The 19,569-nt window shown below is 58.9% G+C and carries 16 protein-coding genes and 2 pseudogenes; 10 read left to right on the top strand and 8 right to left on the bottom strand.

What is annotated here, in order from left to right; translation table 11 throughout:
* Positions 1-46: 46 nt before the first annotated feature.
* Together BDD14_RS05540 and BDD14_RS05545 are read right to left on the bottom strand one after the other, a co-directional pair.
* Entirely contained in the window at positions 47-1,294 is a 1,248-nt protein-coding gene (locus BDD14_RS05540) for a glycoside hydrolase family 88/105 protein (RefSeq protein ID WP_130417933.1), read from the bottom strand.
* Between the two features lie 17 nt (positions 1,295-1,311).
* Positions 1,312-2,481, bottom strand: coding sequence for an ROK family protein (locus BDD14_RS05545; RefSeq protein ID WP_130417934.1), 1,170 nt, complete (start codon positions 2,479-2,481; stop codon positions 1,312-1,314).
* A gap of 238 nt (positions 2,482-2,719) precedes the next feature.
* Here BDD14_RS05545 and BDD14_RS05550 point away from each other — a divergent pair, with 238 nt between their 5' ends.
* The 4 genes from BDD14_RS05550 (at position 2,720) to BDD14_RS05565 (ending at position 12,162) form a co-directional block, all read left to right on the top strand.
* On the top strand, positions 2,720-5,239 hold the full coding sequence (locus tag BDD14_RS05550) for a glycoside hydrolase family 2 protein (protein WP_130417935.1): 2,520 nt from the start codon (positions 2,720-2,722) through the stop codon (positions 5,237-5,239).
* A 249-nt stretch (positions 5,240-5,488) separates the two neighbouring features.
* Positions 5,489-8,956, top strand: coding sequence for a TonB-dependent receptor (locus BDD14_RS05555; RefSeq protein ID WP_242617760.1), 3,468 nt, complete (start codon positions 5,489-5,491; stop codon positions 8,954-8,956).
* 165 nt (positions 8,957-9,121) lie between these two features.
* Positions 9,122-10,651 (top strand): M16 family metallopeptidase, encoded by a 1,530-nt coding sequence (locus BDD14_RS05560; RefSeq protein ID WP_242617761.1) that lies wholly within the window; start codon positions 9,122-9,124, stop codon positions 10,649-10,651.
* Positions 10,648-12,162 carry a M16 family metallopeptidase gene (locus BDD14_RS05565; protein ID WP_242617762.1) on the top strand — a complete coding sequence of 505 codons (1,515 nt, stop codon included), beginning with the start codon at positions 10,648-10,650 and terminating at the stop codon, positions 12,160-12,162. Before BDD14_RS05560 ends, BDD14_RS05565 begins: the two co-directional genes overlap by 4 nt.
* A gap of 112 nt (positions 12,163-12,274) precedes the next feature.
* On the opposite strand, the gene BDD14_RS05570 is transcribed toward BDD14_RS05565, so the two are convergent.
* Positions 12,275-12,454 carry a hypothetical protein gene (locus tag BDD14_RS05570; RefSeq protein ID WP_130417937.1) on the bottom strand — a complete coding sequence of 60 codons (180 nt, stop codon included), beginning with the start codon at positions 12,452-12,454 and terminating at the stop codon, positions 12,275-12,277.
* 69 nt (positions 12,455-12,523) lie between these two features.
* On the opposite strand from BDD14_RS05570, the gene glmU reads away from it, so the two are divergent.
* The 3 genes from glmU to BDD14_RS05585 all read left to right on the top strand — a co-directional run bounded on the left by glmU (position 12,524) and on the right by BDD14_RS05585 (position 15,589).
* On the top strand, positions 12,524-13,939 hold the full coding sequence (gene glmU, locus BDD14_RS05575) for a bifunctional UDP-N-acetylglucosamine diphosphorylase/glucosamine-1-phosphate N-acetyltransferase GlmU (protein WP_130417938.1): 1,416 nt from the start codon (positions 12,524-12,526) through the stop codon (positions 13,937-13,939).
* A gap of 202 nt (positions 13,940-14,141) precedes the next feature.
* Positions 14,142-15,221, top strand: coding sequence for an HD domain-containing phosphohydrolase (locus tag BDD14_RS05580; RefSeq protein WP_130417939.1), 1,080 nt, complete (start codon positions 14,142-14,144; stop codon positions 15,219-15,221).
* A gap of 86 nt (positions 15,222-15,307) precedes the next feature.
* Positions 15,308-15,589 carry a 4a-hydroxytetrahydrobiopterin dehydratase gene (locus BDD14_RS05585; protein ID WP_130417940.1) on the top strand — a complete coding sequence of 94 codons (282 nt, stop codon included), beginning with the start codon at positions 15,308-15,310 and terminating at the stop codon, positions 15,587-15,589.
* A gap of 11 nt (positions 15,590-15,600) precedes the next feature.
* Here BDD14_RS05585 and recO read toward each other — a convergent pair whose 3' ends face one another.
* Positions 15,601-16,338 (bottom strand): DNA repair protein RecO, encoded by a 738-nt coding sequence (gene recO / locus BDD14_RS05590; RefSeq protein ID WP_130417941.1) that lies wholly within the window; start codon positions 16,336-16,338, stop codon positions 15,601-15,603.
* Between the two features lie 89 nt (positions 16,339-16,427).
* Positions 16,428-16,688, bottom strand: coding sequence for a 4Fe-4S dicluster domain-containing protein (locus tag BDD14_RS05595; protein WP_130417942.1), 261 nt, complete (start codon positions 16,686-16,688; stop codon positions 16,428-16,430).
* Positions 16,689-16,945: 257 nt separating this feature from the next.
* Between BDD14_RS05595 and BDD14_RS32900 the strand changes: the two are divergent.
* Positions 16,946-17,101, top strand: a pseudogene (locus BDD14_RS32900) (YjbQ family protein); the annotation flags it as partial.
* Here BDD14_RS32900 and BDD14_RS32905 read toward each other — a convergent pair.
* Positions 17,077-17,361, bottom strand: a pseudogene (locus BDD14_RS32905) (IS6 family transposase); the annotation flags it as partial. The pseudogenes BDD14_RS32900 and BDD14_RS32905 overlap by 25 nt on opposite strands.
* Positions 17,362-17,468: 107 nt before the next feature.
* On the opposite strand from BDD14_RS32905, the gene BDD14_RS05610 reads away from it, so the two are divergent.
* Both BDD14_RS05610 and BDD14_RS34325 read left to right on the top strand, forming a co-directional pair.
* A complete protein-coding gene (locus tag BDD14_RS05610; RefSeq protein WP_130417945.1) occupies positions 17,469-17,708 on the top strand; it encodes a hypothetical protein in 240 nt (79 codons plus the stop codon).
* A gap of 103 nt (positions 17,709-17,811) precedes the next feature.
* Complete coding sequence (locus BDD14_RS34325) at positions 17,812-18,057, top strand: SOS response-associated peptidase family protein (protein WP_423201746.1); 246 nt, start codon at positions 17,812-17,814, stop codon at positions 18,055-18,057.
* A 244-nt stretch (positions 18,058-18,301) separates the two neighbouring features.
* Here the strand turns inward: BDD14_RS34325 and BDD14_RS31610 are convergent, their stop codons facing one another.
* Positions 18,302-18,469, bottom strand: coding sequence for a hypothetical protein (locus BDD14_RS31610; protein WP_165419931.1), 168 nt, complete (start codon positions 18,467-18,469; stop codon positions 18,302-18,304).
* A gap of 400 nt (positions 18,470-18,869) precedes the next feature.
* On the bottom strand, positions 18,870-19,568 hold the full coding sequence (locus tag BDD14_RS05615; RefSeq protein WP_130417946.1) for a response regulator transcription factor: 699 nt from the start codon (positions 19,566-19,568) through the stop codon (positions 18,870-18,872).
* Position 19,569 lies beyond the last annotated feature (1 nt).

Genomic DNA, 19,569 nt, shown 5'->3' on the forward strand with positions numbered 1-19,569 from the left:
GCCAGGATCCTCAGCAGGGGCGTATCTGTTTGGAGCGAACGCTGATCTAGTGCTTGCCACCGGCCAGGCGGTTCATCTCATAGCCCGCCATCAGGAATCCGCCCACACCGTAGACATGGCTTGCCGAGGGCTTGAACTTTCCCGGCTGCGCATCGACCGGCTGGATGGAACCGAGACGGCCATCCGCATAGACGTGTTGCAAGATTCCCTTCCAGGACTTCTCCACCACGGGAAGATAGGTCTTGCGATCGAGGATGTGCTCATTGATGCCGTAAGCAATCGCATAGGTAAAGAACGCAGAACCCGAGACCTCCGGCAGCTCATACGCATCGGGATCGAGCAGGCCCGAACGCCACAGGCCATCCTTGCCCTGAATCGACTTCACCTCTTCGGCCATCTGGCGGAACTGCTCGACGTACTTCGCCCGCGTCGGATAGTTCTTCGGCATGATCTCGAGCACCTTCACCAGGCCGCCCATGACCCAGCCGTTGCCGCGCGACCAGTAGAGATTCTTCCCATTGGCCTGCTTCTGGGTGAGATAGCGCTGGTCACGGAAGAAGAGATGATCCTCCTGGTTGTAGAGGGTCTTCGTCGTAATCCACCACTCGCGATCCATGTAGTCGAGGTACTTCTTGTCGCCGGTTGCGAGATACATTTGCGACAACACCGGAGGCGCCATGTAGAGCGCGTCGCACCACCACCACAGCAGCTTGGCCGGGTCGTCGGGACGACCTGCAAGCCGGTCCATGATCTCCTTCGTATTGGCCATGCGCTCCGGCTTGCGCGCATTTTTCGGGTCGCCAAGGTATAGACCCATGTAAGCCTTACCGAGCGCCTGATCGTCGGCGTGGGGAAAGCGATTGTCGATCAGCTGCCACTTTTCCTGCTCGGAGAACTTGAGCACGGCATCGCGAAACGCCGGGTTGCCGGTCGTCTTCGATGCAGCCAACAGGCCGTCGTAGAGCGCCGCGTAGGTCCACAGCCGGTTGAAGGTCGGCTCGGCCACCTTCACCTGCCAGGCGGCAACCTTGTTGACGACGGCCTGGATCGCCTGTGGCTTCAGCTCGGAAGAGATGTCCGTGGCCAGCGGGCCGGGATCGTCGGGAGCATCCCCTGACGCTTTCGAATCCGGAACCGGCTTGCTCACCGCTGGAGCAGGGGTGGCCTGTGCGAAGGCGCGGGTATTCGCGGTCGCCAAGGTGCTCAAGGCAATCAGGCCAACCACGCCGGCACGACGGGCGACAGACAGATCGAAGGACAAGGGACGCGGTATGCGAAGTTCCGCAAAAGACATAAGAGACAGGCTTCCTTTCAGTTAAGGCCCTGGTTCATCACAAGCGCGACTGCGCTGCGAAGCCGGGCGGTATTGCCCTCGAAGGAGGGACGCAACTTAGGTGCTTTCGAAAAGGCATTTTGTTTGAGTTCGGCCTCGATCCTGGGGCCGAACAAGTACCAGGCGCTGGTAATGTCGCCGACGATGATGATTTCACTCGGTGCCAGTGCGGAGGCGATCATTCGCAAGCCTCTGCCAAGGCAGCTCGACATCTTTTCCAAAGCCTTGATGGCGTTGCGATCATCCGCCTGCGCCAGCTTCAGCAGTGCGGCGAAGCTGGGAGCTGCCCGACCGCTGATCTCCTGGTAATAGCGGAGTCCGGCACGGTTTGAGGCGACGGTCTCCCAGCAGCCGCGGCCTCCGCACCCACAAAGATGGCCGTCGTGCTCCATCTCCACATGCCCAAACTCACCCGCCATTCCGTTTGCGCCGCGAAGCAGCCGGCCATTGGAGAAGATACCGGTCCCGATCCCCTCGGAGACGTTGACGACGACCAGATCGTTCAGCCCGTCGCTGTCCCCGAACCAGACTTCGGACAGCGCGCAGGCGTTGGCTACATTGTCCATCTCTACGCGCAATCCGGTCGCGCGATGGATCTTCGACTGGATGCTTTGCATCGACCACCTTATGTTCGGGGCAAAGATCGGCTTCTTCAACTGCGGGTCGGCACGTCCCGGAAGACTGATTCCGATTCCGTCGAACGACTTTTCGGAGTGATCGGCCATCAGCTTTCGGATCGCCGCGACAATGGGAGCGATCGCCTTGTTCGGATCGCTCGGCAACGCGACGACGTTCTGCGCGACGATCTTTCCGCCCAGATCGGTGACCGCAACGGTGATCTGCGATGGATGGATATCCAGCGCGATCACTGCTCGCTGATGATTCAGCTCCAGGAAGGTCGGGCGACGTCCGCGAGGAAGCCGTCCCGTTGAGCCTTCCAACACCCAGCGCTCGCGAATCAGGTCTTCGACAATAAGGGAGATTGTGCTTCGCTGCAGACCGGAGACCCTCGCCAGATCGGCACGCGAGATCGGCTGCCGCGTCCGAATCAGATTGAAGACAAGATTGCGATTGATCTGCCGCGGAGTCTTGTTCGAAGCACTCTGCTTTCTTGTAAAGGTGAATGGGTGTACAGAAGGTGTTGGCATCTGGGCTTTCTCATCCGAAAAATACGAAGAACTGCAATCCCGCAGGTCGATATCTTATACGTTGAGGTGTTCTGTTTCCTCGCCTCGCTTCGCGTTGCTTGACATTTCAGAGGACGAGTCTTTATATCACTGACAGCCGGCATTTTGTAGATGGTCTGAATTATATGTTTCAGGCGATGCTTCTTGTCCGGCACTTCCTGCCGGAAGTGAAACCCGACCTGGGAGTGAAAGCCCGACGATGTCTACCCGCCGCCAGTTCCTGAAGACCAGTGCGTCTGCAGCCGCTTCCGTTTCTATACTTTCCCGTTCCGCGCTCGGCGCATCGCTGGCTCGACTTGCTTCGCTCCCCGATTCCGCTCCGCGTAGCTCTACACGTCTATCCTCCGGGTGGGAGTTTCTCCGTGAGCCGCTCGGTGGACCCTGGGAGGTCTGGCACAGCAAAGAGATTGCCACATGGCAGCTAGTCGCGATGCCGCATTGCTTCAACGCATACGATGGCTGCGATCCAGACACCCCCGCATACCGCGGCAACGGCTGGTACCGCACGCACGTCAACGCATCGAACCCTTATGCCGGTGGCCGCACGCTGCTCCACTTCGAAGGTGCCGGTCAGACGACGACCCTGTATGCAGGAGACACTCTCGTCGGCAGGCACACCGGCGGTTACGACGAGTTCGTCTTCGACATCACCGACGCCGTCCAACGGTTCCACGCCGGATCAAGGGAGACGAAGGACGACAAGAAACAACCAGGCGACATCCCCATCGCGGTTCTCTGCGACAACTCACGCGACATCGATCGCATGCCGTCCGACCTCAGCGATTTCACGCTTTACGGTGGGCTTTACCGGCACGTCAACCTCGTTTATGTTCCTGCCACTTCGCTTGAGACCGTTCACATCAGGACGAGTCTCGAGACGCCAGGATCTTCCGCGGAGGTAGAGATCGTAGCCTCGCTCTACAACCCTGCCAAGGCCAATGAACCTGTCACTCTGGCCTTCGAGGTCTTCGACGCAAAGGGTGCGCGCGTCCATACCGCGAAGCAAACACTTGCTCCCTGGACGGGAGAAAAATCTCTTACACGCTTTACGCTCCACACGCCGCAACTTTGGAGTCCCGACAGCCCGAATCTTTATGAGTGCCGCGCCACGTTCACCACTGCAGGCGGCGAGTACACGACCCGCGAGACCTTCGGGATACGTCATGCCGAGTGGGTCGAGCATGGACCGTTCAAGCTTAATGGCGAACGCCTTCTCCTTCGCGGAACCCATCGCCACGAAGACCACGCCGGTTACGCGGCCGGGATGCCCGACGACCTCGTCGAGCAGGAGATGCAGCTCATCAAAGAGATGGGGGCCAACTTCATTCGCCTTGCCCACTACCAGCAGTCTCGTCGCGTGCTTGAACTCTGCGATCGACTCGGCATTCTCGTGTGGGAGGAGATTCCCTGGTGCCGCGGCGGCATCGGCAACGACGTCTTCCAGGAGATGGGCCGCCGGACGCTCCGCAACATGATTGAGCAGCACTACAACCATCCCAGCATTCTCCTCTGGGGCCTGGGCAACGAGAACGACTGGCCGACCGAATATCCCGAGGTCAACCAGCAGAAGATCCGCACCTATCTCACCGAGCTTCGGGACCTCTCCCACCAGCTCGACCCCTCGCGCATGACCACGATCCGCCGCTGCGACTTCGCTCGCGACATCCCCGATGTCTACTCGCCTTCGATCTGGGCCGGCTGGTATAGCGGCACCTATCCCGAGTATCAGAAGTCTCTCGAGACACAGCGCGAACGCGTCAAACATCTCTTTCACGCGGAGTGGGGAGCTGACAGCCATGCCGGTCGCCACTCCGAGAATCCCGACAAGATCCTCAGCCATATCGCTACCGGCCATGGAACCGATGAGCGCGGGCTCGCCTATCTCAACACAGGCGGTGAAACCCGCGTCTCCAAGGACGGCGACTGGTCGGAGACCTACGCCTGCAATCTCTTCGACTGGCACCTCAAGGTGCAGGAGACGCTTCCCTGGTTTACCGGCTCCGCTCAGTGGGTCTTCAAGGATTTCACCACGCCTCTTCGCGTCGAGAACCCGGTTCCCCGCGTGAACCAGAAGGGTCTCGTCACCCGTGACCTGCAGAAGAAGGAAGCCTACTACGTCTTTCAGTCGTATTGGAGCGACCAGCCGATGGCACACATCTACGGTCACTCCTGGCCGACCCGCTGGGGAGCCGTCGGCGAGCAGAAGATGGTCAAAGTTTATTCCAACTGCGAGACCGCTGAACTCTTCGTCAATGGTGTCTCTGCGGGAGTGCGTCACCGCAACAGCCAGGACTTCCCGGCCGCAGGCCTGCGCTGGATGACCTCATTTGTCGAAGGAGCGAACAAAATGCGTGTTGTGGCGCGACGGGGCTCCGTTAGCGTTTACGACGAGGTCGAGCTGGTTTACCAGACAAGATCGTGGGGACCTCCGGCAACCTTCAAGCTCATGGAAATCAGCCGCGACACCGATAAAGTGACAGTTGAAGCAAAACTGTACGATGCCCAGGGCGTCCTCTGCCTCGATGCACGCAATCGCGTGCGTTTTACTTTGGCCGGTAACGGCGCGCTGATTGATAACCTTGGAACACCCACAGGCTCCCGTGTCGTCGAGCTCTACAACGGCCGTGCAGCGATAAGCCTCAAGCGCGCAAAAGAAGGTCGGACCACGATCGGAGTCAGCGCATCGGGGCTTCCTGACGTTTTCTGCACGGTCGGCTGAGCGAACGTCGCACCGATCTCTCCTCGAAAACCAATCCCGTTTTGGTTCGGTCCTTCTCTGGAAATCCAAATGGGATTGACAATTGTTCATTCCACGAACTATCTTTCATCGGTTCCCACAATTGCGTCTTGGGCAGAATCGAGCTCTAGACAAACGTTTGATTTTGGAGGCATTTCTATGTATAGGGCCTTATTCTGTCAAGGCTGGCGGTTGACCGTGCTCGCTGTTCTGGTTTCGGTGTTTAGCACCGTGGCAAACGCACAGCTAAGCACGGCGACTATGTCCGGCACGGTCACCGATTCCACTGGCGCAGTCGTCCCACAAGCAACGATTACGCTTACGCAGACAGATACAAATTTTACCCGCGTCTCCAAGAGCAAGGAAGACGGCTCCTATCACGAGGAGTTCCTTCCCATTGGACCGTACAAAATTACGGTGGCCGCTCAGGGTTTCAAAAGGCTGGAACGTAGCGGAATCGTACTCTCCGTCATGCAGAACGCCTCGCTCGATCTGCAATTGGAGATCGGCACTACCGGCGAGTCGATTGAGGTCACCGCAGACGTCCCCTTGGTCAACGTAGGTGACTCCGCCCTCGGACAGACCGTCTCGAACGTCGAAATCGACAATCTTCCACTCGTCAACCGTGACGTCAGCCGTCTGCTCCAGCTTGTTCCCGGCGTACAGAGCGTCAACACCATCAACAGCCTCGGCTATCAGGAGCTCAAGGTTCTGGTGAACGGCTCGACGGACGGCTTCGTCGGCCAGGTCTCCTACTACCTCGACGGCGGCCTCAACATGACCGGCCTCCGCAACTCCGGCAACCAGGTTCCCAACCCCGATGCCATCAGCCAGTTCAATATCGTTACCAACAACTACAGCGCTCAGCTCGGCCGCTACTCCTCCGCAGTCGTCAGCGTCGTCTCCAAGAGCGGCACGAACAGCTTCCATGGCTCGGCATTTGAATTCTTCCGCGACCGGAATTTCAATGCGATCGCGCATAACTCCGGGGTGGGCGCCACGAAGAATCCATACAACCAGCACCGCTTCGGAGCCACAATCGGTGGTCCTATCCGTCACGACAAGGATTTCTTCTTCGGCAGCTTCGGCGGCTATCGCTTCATACAATACAGCGACTACAGCGGCAGCCTTCCCAGCGATGCGCAGATGCGTGGGGACTTCTTCGAAAACATGCCGACTGTCGGGGAGCAAGCGAGCTGCACGACAGCCCCCACGACAGCCGCGAACACCGCGGTTCACTTCCTGGTCTGCAACCCCGTCACTCGCACACCCTATGCTGGCAACAAGTTGCCATCTGTCGATCCCACCGCTGTAAACATTCTGACTTACCTGAAAAAGGTCCTTCCGGCACAGCAGCCCGCTCGAACTGGCGATACGCGGTATACCTATCGCACCCGAGGGGCCCTGCCGGAGCAGAACGAAGAGTACCTGATCAAGACGGATCACCAGCTCACGCAATCGCACCGGCTGACCTTCAGCTACTTCCTGCTGAACTATAAGGTCCGCATCAATCCCGTCAGCCCCAGCACCAACATGCTCACGCAGTTGTGGTCTTACTCCAACTACGCAAACAAGCAGCAGAACGCCAATATCAGCGACGTCTGGACCGTCAGCCCACGAACCGTGAATCAGTTCTGGGTCAGCTACACGCGCCAGAATGGCGGCCGTAATCCAGTGTCCGGCGATCCTACCAAGCAGACTCTGGCCGACTTCGGCTCTGACTTTGGAGTTGTAGGTCCCCCTTCCCTCCCGAACATCAACGTAACCGGCGTGGAAGGCTTCCAGCTTGGCCAGGCCATCACGGGACCCAAGACAGGCGCCAATGTCTATGGCATTCGCGACGTGTTGAGCACGACGCGCGACAAGCACACGCTCTACTTCGGTGGCGAAGCGGGCCTCGAAAAGGACTTCCAGCTTACCTCACTCAACAACTACGGCGCGTTCACCTTCTCCAGCGCCAACGCGGGGTCCGCCGCCGCACGTACGACCAACGGCCTGTCGGACTTTCTCGCCGGCATACCGGCCACCATGGGGCAGGACACCGGCCTGTACGCCAACGCCAATTACTTCAGCTACGGCGTCTTCGCGCAGGACGACTGGCGCATTATTCCTAACCTCACCCTCAACCTCGGCATTCGCTACGACTGGCAGCAGGCGCCCACCGATCCGCAGCAGATGCAGAGCAACTTCTCGCCCGGCGTTCAGTCGCATGCATTCCAGAATGTGTCGATCGTTGGCAAGACCGGCCCACAGCTCGCCCCCATCGGCATGCTCTTCCCCGGAGATCCTGGCGTGCCCAAGGGTGGTGTCTTCACTCCGCTCAATCACGTCTCGCCCCGCGCAGGCTTCGCCTATGATCCTTATGGAAATGGCAAGACGGTAATCCACGGCGCTGCAGGCCTCTTCTTCGGCGGTATCTCCGGCAACGAGTGGGAGTTCCCGTCGAACTACGCTCCGTATGCCGTGCGCAACACTTACAACAAGGTCGTCTCGTTCACTCATCCGTATACAGGCGACCCGACGGAGTTTCCGACCGGAACCAATCCATACCCTGGTCTGAGTTTTTCGCGGGCTTCCAACAGTGCCACCTTCCTGCCCCTCAACCAGGTCGTCACATTCGACCCCAACTACCGCTGGCCGTACACCATCCAGCTCAACTTCGGCTTACAGCAACAGCTGACGAACGGCCTCGCGATCAGCATCTACTACGTGGGCGCGCTCAATCGCAAGAACCCTCTATACAACGACATCAACGCCCCCCAGTTCAACATCACCGCCAACGGCACCAATGGTGCGAGTTGCGCGGACCTGACCAGGGCCTGCGCCTATGCCAATACCAGCGCCACCGTCAACAACCGCCGCCCGCTCAACTCCCAGTTCGGTGCGTCGGCGGCGAACCCGATCTACAGCAACGTCTGGGTCATTCGCTCCAACCAGAACTCCAACTACAACGGCCTTCAGCTCTCCATCGAACAACGCATCACGCATCACGTCAGCGCGCGCGGCTATTACAGCTGGAGCAAGACGCTCCAGAGCAACTTTCTCGATTCGACCAGCGGCCTCAACGGAACCTTCGTCGACGCCAACTACCCGCAGCTCGAGTACAACCAGCGTTCGGATCAGGACCGCCGCCACATGATGACGATGTCCTTCGTCTGGAGGCCCGACTATTTCGACGGCTACAACCGCTTCGTCAGAACTACACTGAATGGTTGGACGGTCACAGGTATCTGGACAGCGAACAGTGGCCAGCCCTTCACCGTCACGACCGGTGTAGACAACTACTTCTCGGGCCTCGGCAACAATCGCCCAAGCATCATTCCCGGCAAGACCGCCCGTCTGATCGACAACGGTCGTTCACGTCAGGCCATGATGAAGCAGTGGTTCGATACCTCGGCCTATTGCCGCCCCGGAACCGATGCCGGTTGCCCTGGTGTGGGGCCTTTGGGCCTGCTAGGCAACACGCGTCCCATGCAGCTCAGCGCCCCTGGTTACCGCAACGTCGATGCCTCGCTCTTCCGTACCTTCGATATCCGCGAGTCGGTGAAATTCCAGCTTCGCGGCGAGGTCTCGAACGTCTTCAACCTCGTTAGTCTTGGCACTCCGTCGGCTGCGATGAACAGCACGACTTACGGCCAGGTTACGGGAAGCGGTGGCACCCAACGCATTATCCAGGTTGGCGGTCGAATCCTCTTCTAATCTCTTCCCTGTTCTCCCGGAGCGCGCACGTAGGCTCAGCGCTCCGGGAGTTTCTTTTTTAAGCCAGCGTCTTTGACGAAATCCGAGTTCCTGCGTCCAACCCTAGACCTGCGCCGGGCTTCGGTATAGTAAGACTTTCGGTTGTAGTTCTTTGGAGGTAATCGCGTGGCTGTTCGACGTGTGCTCACAACCCTTATCCTCGGTCTCGCTCTCGGCAGCGTCGCGCGTGCGCAGGATCTCGCAAGCTTTGAGAAGCGCACCACCGTCAAGGTCCTGCCAAATGGCCTTACGCTGATCGTGTGCGAGCGTCCCGAGGCTCCGGTCTTCAGCTTCTACACCCTCGTCGACGCCGGCTCCGCCGACGACCCGCAGGGAGACAGCGGCCTTGCGCACATGTTCGAGCACATGGCCTTCAAGGGCTCCACCGAGATCGGGACCACCAACTACCCTGCCGAAAAAGCAGCCCTCGCGAAGGTCGAAGCCGCTTACTCCGCCTACGATGACGAGTACCGCAAGCGCGTAGGACAAGATCCCGCCAAACTTGACCATCTCAAAAAGGGATTCGAAGACGCCCAGGCGGCGGCACAGAAGTACGTCATTCCCAACCAGTTCTCCGAGATCGCCGAACAGAACGGGGCCACCGGAATCAACGCCTCTACGGGCGAAGACTCCACGCAGTATTTCTGGTCCATGCCTTCCAATCGCCTCGAGCTTTGGGCTTACCTGGAGAGCCAGCGCATCGGCCACCCCGTCCAGCGTGAGTTTTACAAGGAACGCGACGTGGTGCAGGAGGAGCGGCGCATGCGCATCGACTCCGCTCCGATTGGTCGAATGGTCGAGCAGTTTCTTGCCACCGCTTATGTGGCCCATTCCTACGGGCGCAGCGGTGTCGGCTGGGAGAGCGAGATCTCGCAGGTCAGCGCCACCGAGGCCGAGGCCTTCCACAAGAAGTACTACGTACCCTCGAATATCGTCGTCGCCGTCGTGGGCGATCTCAAAGCCTCCGAGGCGATGCCTGTTCTCGAACGCTACTTCTCGAAGATTCCCCCCGGTCCGAAGCCTGACCCGATGACAACGGTTGAGCCTCCGCAGTTCGCCGAGAAGTCCGTCGTCATTCGCGAGGCCACCCAGCCCTTCTACCTTGAGGGTTACCATCGCCCCGACTACCGCGATCCCGGTGATGCCGTCTACGATGCCATCACCGACATCTTCTCCAATGGCCGCACCGCCCGTCTTTACCGATCGCTTGTCCGCGATCAGAAGATCGCAGCAGAAGGCGAGGGGTTCTCCGGCTTCCCTGGCTACAAGTTCCCCGGCCTCTTTGCTGTTTATGCCGTGCCCCTGCCCGGCCACACACCGGAAGAGATGCGCACCGCCATTCACAGGGAGCTGGATCTCCTCAAGACCGAGGACGTTTCGGATGCAGAGCTTGAACGGTTCAAGACTCGCGCCCGCGCCGAGCTGCTCCGCGGTCTGGCCGACAATGACGGCCTGGCCCACCAGCTTGCCGAGTACCAGACCCGCTACGGCGACTGGCGTCAGCTTTTCCGCGAACTGGACAAGATCAACGCAGTGAACAAAGCGGACATTCGTCGCGTCGCCAACAAGATCTTCGTCGACAGCAACCGAACCAGCACTCGCATAGAGTTCGTCGCACCAAAGAGAGCCGCAACGACCCAGGGAGGTGCGCAGTGAATCGTTCCATGAACCCGAAGCCCTATCGCTGGACGCTGATGGCAGCAGCCGTCGCCGCCACCTTTCTCTTGCCCTCTCTCTCTTTCGCGCAGGCGGCCGCCGCTCCAACGAAGCCGGCCGCATCGGCAACCGTCGCGCAGCAGCCGTGGAAGAAGATTCCAATTCCTCCTTTGCACGAGTTCAAGCCGGCGCAGCCCAAACGCATCGAGCTCTCGAACGGTCTGGTCATCTTCCTCCAGGAAGACCATGAGCTTCCGTTCATCAACGGAGGCATACTCATCCGCGGCGGCAGCCGTGACGAGCCCGCGGCTAAGGTTGGCCTCGTGTCCATGTATGGCGAGGCCTGGCGTACCAGCGGAACCGCTACTACGGACGGCGACACGCTCGACGACCAGCTTGAATCCAAGGCCGCTCACATCGAGACGTCGGGTGGCTCCGCCAATACTTCCCTGCACTGGTCCAGTCTCAAGGGCGATTTCGATACGGTCTTTGCGTCGGCAGTCGACCTGCTCCTGCATCCTGTGTTCAAGGCCGACAAGCTCGCGCTGGCCCAGCGTCAGCTCGACACGGGTATCTCCAGACGGAACGACGACGCCAGCGGCATTGCTGTGCGCGAGGCTATCAAGCTGGTCTATGGCCCCGAAAGCCCGTTTGCCCGTCAGCCTGAATACGCCACCGTCGCCGCCGTTACCGTGGATGACCTGAAGGCCTGGCACGATCGCACCGTCGTCCCCAACGGCATGATCGTCTCGGTCTCGGGCGACTTCAACTCAGCAGAGATGGAGCGCAAACTCCGCGCCGCTCTCGAGCCTCTCTCCCGCGGTCCTGCCACCACTCCCGAAAAGTTCACTTTCACCGATCCGAAGCCGGGCGTTCGCTTCGCCGAAAAAGACGACGTCAACCAATCCAACGTCCTCATCGTGGGCCTTGGAACGGAGCGCCGCAATCCTGACTACTACGCCCTCTCCGTGATGAACGAGGTCTTCTCCGGCGGCTTCGGCTCGCGCATCGTCCAGAACGTCCGCACCAAACTAGGCCTCGCCTACGATGTAGGCGGTAACTTCAGCGCATCGTACGATCACCCCGGTATCTTCTACATCCAGGCCGGCACCAAGAGCGAAAGCACCGTGGCCGCAACCAAAGCGATGCTCGATGAAGTCAATCGCCTGAAGACCGATCCGCCGACAATCTCTGAGCTCTCCAAGGCGAAGGACCAGCTCCTGAATTCCTTCATCTTCCACTACGATTCGCCCGAGAAGATCCTCAATGAGCAGGTCACGCTCGCCTTCTACGGCTATCCCTCTGACTTCCTCGAAAAGTACAAAACCGGAATCGAACACGTCACCGCCGCCGATGTCTCCAGGGTCGCCAACAAGTATGTCGATCCATCCAAGCTGGGGATCGTCATTGTCGGCAACCAGGCTGGGATCAAACCCCCGCTCGATACCCTCGGCAAAGTCACAGAGATTGACATTGCGATTCCCCCACCTCCGGGCAAAGGAACGGAGTAATCTCCGTTCCTTTTGCCGCCTATTGCGCGGATGCCTTATCGGGCGCGAATCACAGGCGGCCCTGAATATCTTTGATCTCTTCAAGGATCGCCGCCTCTGCATCATCAGGAATCTACGGACGCGCAACCTGCACGGCGATCTTGAACGTCTCAAGCTGAATGTTCCCGAGCACCGGACGGTCGTTTTTGCAGGCATCCTGCGCTGCCAGCAGAGGAACCAGCAGGGACTGTTTTACGCCTACCGGAGCCGCTATCTCCCGTACATACAATGTCAAACCGGGCGCTGACTTCATTAGGCGGAAACTCACCTAATACGCGGCATTACGCCGTCCACCTTTACGTTCATGAGAAACTAACGTCAGATGGATACTTCAGCATTCTCCATTGCCATTATGGCTGCCGGCAAGGGCACCAGGCTCAAGAGCAAGCGCCCCAAGGTCCTTCACGAGATCGGGGGCCGCGCCCTTCTCCTCCATGTCATCGCCGCCGCGGAGAAGGTCGTCTCCGCCGATCGTATCTACTGCGTCATCGGACATGAGGCCGATCGCGTCCGCGCTGCGGTAGAGTCCACAGGCGTCCGGTTTGTGCTTCAACCTGAACAGCGTGGGACCGGGCATGCCCTGCAGATGGTGAAGGCGTTTTTTGTGCTGTCGGGATTACCCGTCCCTGAGAACCTTCTCGTTCTCTCCGGCGACGTCCCGCTCATTCGCCCGGAGACTATTACCGCAATCTGCGACATTCATCTTCGGGAACATGCGGCCATGACGATCCTTACGGCCGTTCCTCCTGATCCCACAGGCTATGGTCGCGTCCTTCGCCTTGCGCCGGGTCGTCCGGAGGTTAGCGCCATCGTCGAGCAGAAGTCGCTGGCACCCGATCAGCTCGCCACCTCGGAGATCAACTCGGGAATCTACTGCTTCCATACCGCGGCGTTATTCGAGAAGCTCGACCTTCTCAGCACCGACAACGCCCATGGAGAGTTCTACCTGACCGACGTTGCCGCCATGCTCGTCGCTGACAGCCAGCGCGTTGTCGCCGTGAAGGCCGAAAGCGTCGACGAGGTTCTCGGAGCCAACACCATCGCCGAGATGATGCAGCTCGACGCCGCCATGCGTCTGGTTACCGCGCGGCGTCTGATGGTCGCAGGCGTCACCATCTTCCGGCCCGAGACCACCGTCATCGATTCCGAAGTCACTGTTGGTCCCGATACCGTGATCGAACCTTACGTTCAGCTTCTTGGGGCGACAAAGATAGGCTCGGAGTGCCGCATCCGCTCCTATTCGGTGATCCAGGACACGGTCATCGGCGATAGCGTCACCGTCCGCAACGGCTGCATCATGGATTCGGCCACCATCGCCGACTCCGCAATTCTGGGGCCTTATGCCCATCTCCGGCCCGAGAGCCGGATTGGTACGGGCGCGCACGTCGGCAATTTCGTTGAGACGAAGAAAGTCACACTCGGTGCGGGTTCGAAGGCGAATCATCTTAACTATCTTGGAGACGCCGTGATTGGAAGCGGCGTCAATGTGGGTGCCGGAGCCATCACCTGCAACTATGACGGCGTTCACAAGCACCAGACCACGATTGGCGATAACGTCTTCGTCGGCTCGGATTCCACGCTGGTCGCTCCCGTAACCATCGAATCCGGTTCCTACATCGCCGCAGGAAGCTGCATCACGGAAAACGTGCCGGAAGGCGCTCTCGCCCTGGGCCGGGCCCGGCAGGTCACTAAGCCGGGTTGGGTCGAGAAGAAAAATAAGGAGAAAGAAGCCTGCTAAGCAGAATTCCACAGGTCTTTGCCCCATCGCAGCATCGCTGGTCTCCGTCGGAACCGCGAATCCCGCTTTGCATACGCCAGGCTCCATGTGACCCTTCCGTGGTAACTACAAATCGCGAAGGGCATCGTAGAATACGCGATAAAGTCCGGATAGATTCTGCCGATACCCTGAAGAGCGCGACGATGAGGAGCCGCACAAACTGATGCTGCAGGAAAAAATCCTGGTAGTCGACGATGAAGAGCCTGTTCGCGGCATCGTGGCGACCCTTCTCGAGCGCGGCGGCTATCTTCCCGTGACGGCTTCGGGAGCCGGGGAAGCCATCGAGCTGCTCAGTCAGGATCCCAATTACTCCCTCGTCCTCTCCGACATCATGATGCCGGGAACCGATGGTCTTGCGCTCCTCGATCGGCTCTCCACCGACCACCCTGAACTCCCCGTTATCATGTTCTCCGCCGTGCGCGATATCCAGGTCGCCACCAATGCGTTTCGGCGCGGCGCCTTCGACTATCTCATCAAGCCCTTCGAACGGCGCCAGCTAGAGAGCGTGGTCGCGCGCGCTGCCGAGCACCGGCGGCATCTTCGGCAGAACATCGCCTATCGCCAACATCTGGAAGAGGTTATCTCTACCCGCACCAGCCGCCTTCGCGCCATCATGCAGGATCTTGAGCGAAGCTACGACATTACGATTGGAGCGATGGGAGATGCGCTCGACCTGCGCGACCAGGAGACGGAAGGTCACTCCAAGCGCGTCACCGCGTATACCATCGAGCTGGCACGCGCCTTTGGCGTGGGCCCCGACGAGCTGCGCACCATCGCCCGCGGCGCATTCCTCCACGATATCGGCAAGATCGCGACCCCAGACTCCATTCTCCTCAAACCCGGACGGCTCGACGAGACCGAGGTAACCATCATGCGGGAGCACTGTCAGCGCGGGTACGAGATGCTGCGGAAGATTCCCTTCCTTTGCGACGCCGCGGAGATCGTCTACGCCCACCAGGAAAGCTTCGATGGTACCGGCTATCCACGAGGCCTCAAGGGCACGCAGATTCCCCTAGGGGCAAGAATCTTTGCAATTGCGGACACGCTCGACGCCATGACCTCGGACCGGCCTTATCGCAAAGGGACTTCCTTTGCTGCTGCGCGCACCGAGATTACCCGTTGCTCCGGAACCCAGTTCGATCCCGCCATTGTCGACGTCTTTCTCAGGATTCCCGACGATAACTGGAGCAAGATCCGCAGCCGAGCCGAAGAGCCCGGCTTCGACGCCCTTACCACCCTCTAATCCCTCCCCAGATGTACTTCGTTTGCTTCGCGTCCCTTCCTCGCTCTAGCATGCGGGGTGTAGGTGTTACTTTTCAGGAGGCAACCATGGCTATCCTCAATCAGGCCGAGATCGACTCCCGGCTGAAGGAAAACCCCGACTGGAAACTCGACTCAGGAAAGCTTGTCCGCGACTGGACCTTCAAAGACTTCGTTCAGGCAATAGCCTTCGTCAATCAGGTCGCCGAACTGGCCGAAGCGGCTGGCCACCATCCTGACATCGAGATTCGCTACAACCGGGTGCGGCTCGCTCTGGTCTCGCACGATGCCGGTGGAATCACGATTCGTGACACGAAGATGATGGTTCGCCTCACGGAAGCGCTCTCCTGAGCGGCTTCGCATCACGCTCTCTCGAGCGCCCGGGCACTCTTGATCCTTCTCTCCAGATGCCGTTCGAGTAACGCGACGGCAAACTGACGCAGATCGGCCGCCCTTGTCTTCGGCCACTCCTCCTTCGCCAGCTCCGCCACGGTGGAGCGGAAAAACCTGACAGCTTCCGCGACCGTGCCCGGGGGTAGCGAAGCACTCTCGCCGCGCCGGTCCTCTCCGCACGTTATCCCATCGGAGGCGGTTGAGTACCACACCCTCTGGCCACGGAGATCCAGTCCGCACACGGTACAGTGGGCCAGCGATGGCATCCATCCCATCAACCGGCTCATCCACAACGCGAAGTAAGTGACCGGCATCCACACCCGTCCCACCCGCATCTCCTCGATCGTCGTCAACGCCAGCCGGAAGACAGCGTCCTCCGGAGCCTGCTCCGGAAGCGCCTCCTCCAGAACCTCGGCGACAAATTCCAAAGCGGCAGTCCGCCCATAGTCCACAGGATCCGCCAGGGGCGACCACAGGATTTCGAAACCATCCAGCCTTACCAGCTCCTGCCTGGGCTTCTCTGCGTAGCTGGCGCGAACATAGGTCATCGGCTCCAGCGCCCCACCAAATCGCCGCCTCGACCGCATGGCATGCCGCGCAACGCCCTTGATGCGGCCCTGTTCACGCGTCAGCAGGCTTACTAGCAGGTCTGCCTCTTCGAACGGCCAGGTCCGCAGCACAATTGCTTCACTCTGCCGTTGCGTCATTCCTCAGCTCACCCACATTCCAAAAAGGAAAAGACGCGCGGCTTGAGCCACGCGTCCTGGTCCATCTCCTCCGCAATCGCGGATAAGGCTTAGCGACCGTAGTGGTCGGACGCCTTCTGCTGGAAATCGGCCCACTTCTCCGGAAGGTCGTCACCGGCGTAGATCGCCGAGACCGGACACACGGGAACGCACGCGCCGCAGTCGATACACTCGACGGGGTCGATGAACAGCTGTGTCGACTCGGTGTAGCCCGCCTCGTCCTTCTTCGGGTGGATACAATCGACCGGGCAGGCGTCCACACAGGCCGAATCCTTGGTCCCGATGCAAGGTTCTGCAATCACATAAGCCATCTCTCTAATCTCTCCCTTTGCCGCGTTCTGAAAATGTCAGTTGTGGGCGTTTGCTCGATTCTAGCAGCAAGTTCCGCACATTCCATAACGAGAATCGGCGTAGAAATACGACTCATTTGGACCGATATTGGTTGCCCGCCCCTCCACATCGAAAGTGTGCTCCCTTAGATGAAGATCTATCTCCGGGAGCCGAATCCATGCCGCAGACCAAAGCCCACACCGAATACCTCACCCTTAACACTCGCGAGCGCTACGAGATGGTCCACATCACACCCCAGGTCGAGGAGATCGTGCGCCGCAGCGGTATCGACGACGGGCTCTGCTTCGTCTCGCCCATGCACATCACCGCCGCCATCTACGTCAACGACCATGAAGACGGGCTCAACCGGCCATGCTTGTCGACGGCCCGGAACAGGTACTCCAGTGGCCGTCGACATTCACATACGTCTCGTCCACTCGCCACGAGGTCGCACGGTACCTCCTGGTACCAGCGGACCCGCTTCTCAAGCTAAGGCGCGTAGCGATGAACCCAGTACATGATCGTGGTCGGATCCACGTCTACGCCGCGTTCCTGCATCATCTCCGCCAGATCCCGGTAGCTTATCCCATACTTGCAGTACCTGCGAACGCACACGAGGATGATATCCACAGGGAAACGACGGCGCTTGAACATGAACAAGGCTCCTCGGCGAACCACTCCAGACTACGACACCCCCGTTAATGCAACAGAGCCGTAGAGTGTTGGTCACGTGGGAAGGCGGACTGGATCAGAAAGAGACAGTGAGCGCGTTCTACAGGGCCTTCCATGAGTCGAAATTCCTCTTTCCGCCCAAGTCTGGTGTGAGGCAGCACGTGGACGAGATCCGCGAGCGTGCGGCTTACATTACCAATTTCTCTGAAATCCTTAGAATCGCACGCGATGGCAATGAGGGCAGCGCGGCATCCCTAAAGAAGCTGGATCATGTTAACTGGATCTTGGGTGCAACGGATGTCTTAGAAAAGCGCATGGTCCGTATCTGAACTTCCACACTCTCTAAGGTGGGCGGTCCAAAGTGTGATCGGACGGGGCGTAAACTCTTCTCGAAGGCTTAGAAGCGGATTGATGGTCGTAATGGAGTAGCGCATGTGCGGTCGGTACGGTCGGCGGAGTGACAAACAGAAGATCGCGGAACACTTCCGAGCAAAGCCGGAGCCGGCCGAGCTGCCCGTGCCTGACGCGGACTACAACATAGCGCCGACGACGTTCCAACCCATCATTACCTCATCCGGAAACCGGATTAATACTGAAAATGGCGTGATTGGAGATTCAAAGAATACGGCCCAAATTGCTCCGCGACATTATGAGCAACTGTCATTGCGACACGCTTGAGACCTGTGGCGAGGGGATCTTTCACCAAATCGGGGGCCTGAATGACCAGGCGGTCGCAAGTTGTTGCACACCCCGAAAAGCCCCTAAAAGGTAGGCGCGCATATTTTCTTTCAGCGAACGAAACGAGGACCGCGTGATTCAGTTTGGCCAACTTCTCTCTACTCCCATTGGATCTTTTTCTCGTCCTGGTCATCGCTGCGTACCTTGAGGTACAGGGTGACGCCTGCTTCCAATCCGGGCTCTATCACTCATCGGGATCAAAACGGTTTGGTTGGTTTATCACCGGAACCATCGTGCTGGTTCTTACAGCCTCTTCCTGAATTCTTCCAGGGTCAATTTTGGCAAGCTCCTGGGGGTCTATGTGGTGTTTTTTTTCCTGGTCGCCCAGGTTGTAGCCAAGGTTCAATTTCATCAGACGCCCAGCAAGCCGATCTTCGTCGGTGGAGCTTTTATCGTACTTGGAGGCTTAATCATGACGGTTTGGAAAGCTTGATAGCTTCAGATCTTTCATCCGGGGGCCTATATCGACGAGAAGCCGACTATACATCCAGATGTCAACTTCCGAGGTGCCCACGATCCAGAAGTGAAGTGAATGACGAGAAGGGCGTTTGAAGGAAGCCGGTAGCGCGGTGGACGCTAGGCGTCACTTTGGACCTCATGGGCTGCCGAAGCGTCAGGGGTCGACGTTCGCTCTTTTTGTTAACTCAATATCTCTGAGCCTGTTGCACTCGAAAATCGATTCAATTTACATAGTCTGACCGCATCCGCCGCAAACGCGGCTCCATTCGCTGACCCCGGGTGAGGCGAGCCAATTATGGAGCACGAAATCGGTATCCGATGTAACTATCAGTCAGGAGATAGGTCGGATTGGCGGCGTCGTCTTCTAGTTTTTTTCGCAGTTGACCGATCAGGACTCGCAGATAGCTGCGTTCATCTCCGAAGCCAGGACCCCGCAAGACAGCAAGCAATCGGGCGTGTGTGACTGGACGGCCGGCGCGTGCCATCAGAAAAGCGAGAGCATCAAATTCGCGTGGTGTCAGGTGTACCTCAGTCCCAGACCGTTCGACGCGGCGACGGACAGGATCCAGCAGGATGGCTCCGTTGACGATCGTCATCTCCTCAGGTGTTTCAGGTGCCCTAAATCGACGGATAGCAGCGCGGATTCTGGCCGTCAACTCCCGTGTCCGAAATGGTTTGGTCACATAGTCATCGGCCCCGGCCTCTAATGCATCCACTTTGTCATCTTCGCTATCTCGGACCGTCAGCACGAGAATCGGTGTCTTGGTCAAGATACGCCGGATACGACGGCAGGCCTCAATGCCTCCTATTCCCGGCATGTTGATGTCGAGAATGATGGCCTCAAATTCCGTCATGCGTACGCTCGTCAGGGCCTCCTCTCCATTACTCGCCTCTGCTACATCGAAACCGAGGGAACCGAGGGTAGTGCGCAGGCTTCGTCGTAGCGCGGAATCGTCTTCTACAATCAGCAATCTTCCTTGTGATTCGTCCATG

This window comes from Edaphobacter modestus (genome assembly GCF_004217555.1).
GTDB classification, from domain to species: domain Bacteria; phylum Acidobacteriota; class Terriglobia; order Terriglobales; family Acidobacteriaceae; genus Edaphobacter; species Edaphobacter modestus.

Excerpts from the sequence above, each read along its gene's own strand:
- BDD14_RS05545 (WP_130417934.1), bottom strand. The coding sequence starts at position 2,481 with ATGCCAACACCTTCTGTACACCCATTCACCTTTACAAGAAAGCAGAGT.
- BDD14_RS05615 (WP_130417946.1), bottom strand. The coding sequence starts at position 19,568 with ATGGACGAATCACAAGGAAGATTGCTGATTGTAGAAGACGATTCCGCG.
- BDD14_RS05585 (WP_130417940.1), top strand. The coding sequence starts at position 15,308 with ATGGCTATCCTCAATCAGGCCGAGATCGACTCCCGGCTGAAGGAAAAC.
- BDD14_RS05595 (WP_130417942.1), bottom strand. The coding sequence starts at position 16,688 with ATGGCTTATGTGATTGCAGAACCTTGCATCGGGACCAAGGATTCGGCC.
- BDD14_RS05570 (WP_130417937.1), bottom strand. The coding sequence starts at position 12,454 with ATGAAGTCAGCGCCCGGTTTGACATTGTATGTACGGGAGATAGCGGCT.
- BDD14_RS05540 (WP_130417933.1), bottom strand. The coding sequence starts at position 1,294 with ATGTCTTTTGCGGAACTTCGCATACCGCGTCCCTTGTCCTTCGATCTG.
- BDD14_RS05550 (WP_130417935.1), top strand. The coding sequence starts at position 2,720 with ATGTCTACCCGCCGCCAGTTCCTGAAGACCAGTGCGTCTGCAGCCGCT.
- recO (WP_130417941.1), bottom strand. The coding sequence starts at position 16,338 with ATGACGCAACGGCAGAGTGAAGCAATTGTGCTGCGGACCTGGCCGTTC.
- glmU (WP_130417938.1), top strand. The coding sequence starts at position 12,524 with ATGGATACTTCAGCATTCTCCATTGCCATTATGGCTGCCGGCAAGGGC.
- BDD14_RS31610 (WP_165419931.1), bottom strand. The coding sequence starts at position 18,469 with ATGAAATTGAACCTTGGCTACAACCTGGGCGACCAGGAAAAAAAACAC.
- BDD14_RS34325 (WP_423201746.1), top strand. The coding sequence starts at position 17,812 with ATGTGCGGTCGGTACGGTCGGCGGAGTGACAAACAGAAGATCGCGGAA.
- BDD14_RS05580 (WP_130417939.1), top strand. The coding sequence starts at position 14,142 with ATGCTGCAGGAAAAAATCCTGGTAGTCGACGATGAAGAGCCTGTTCGC.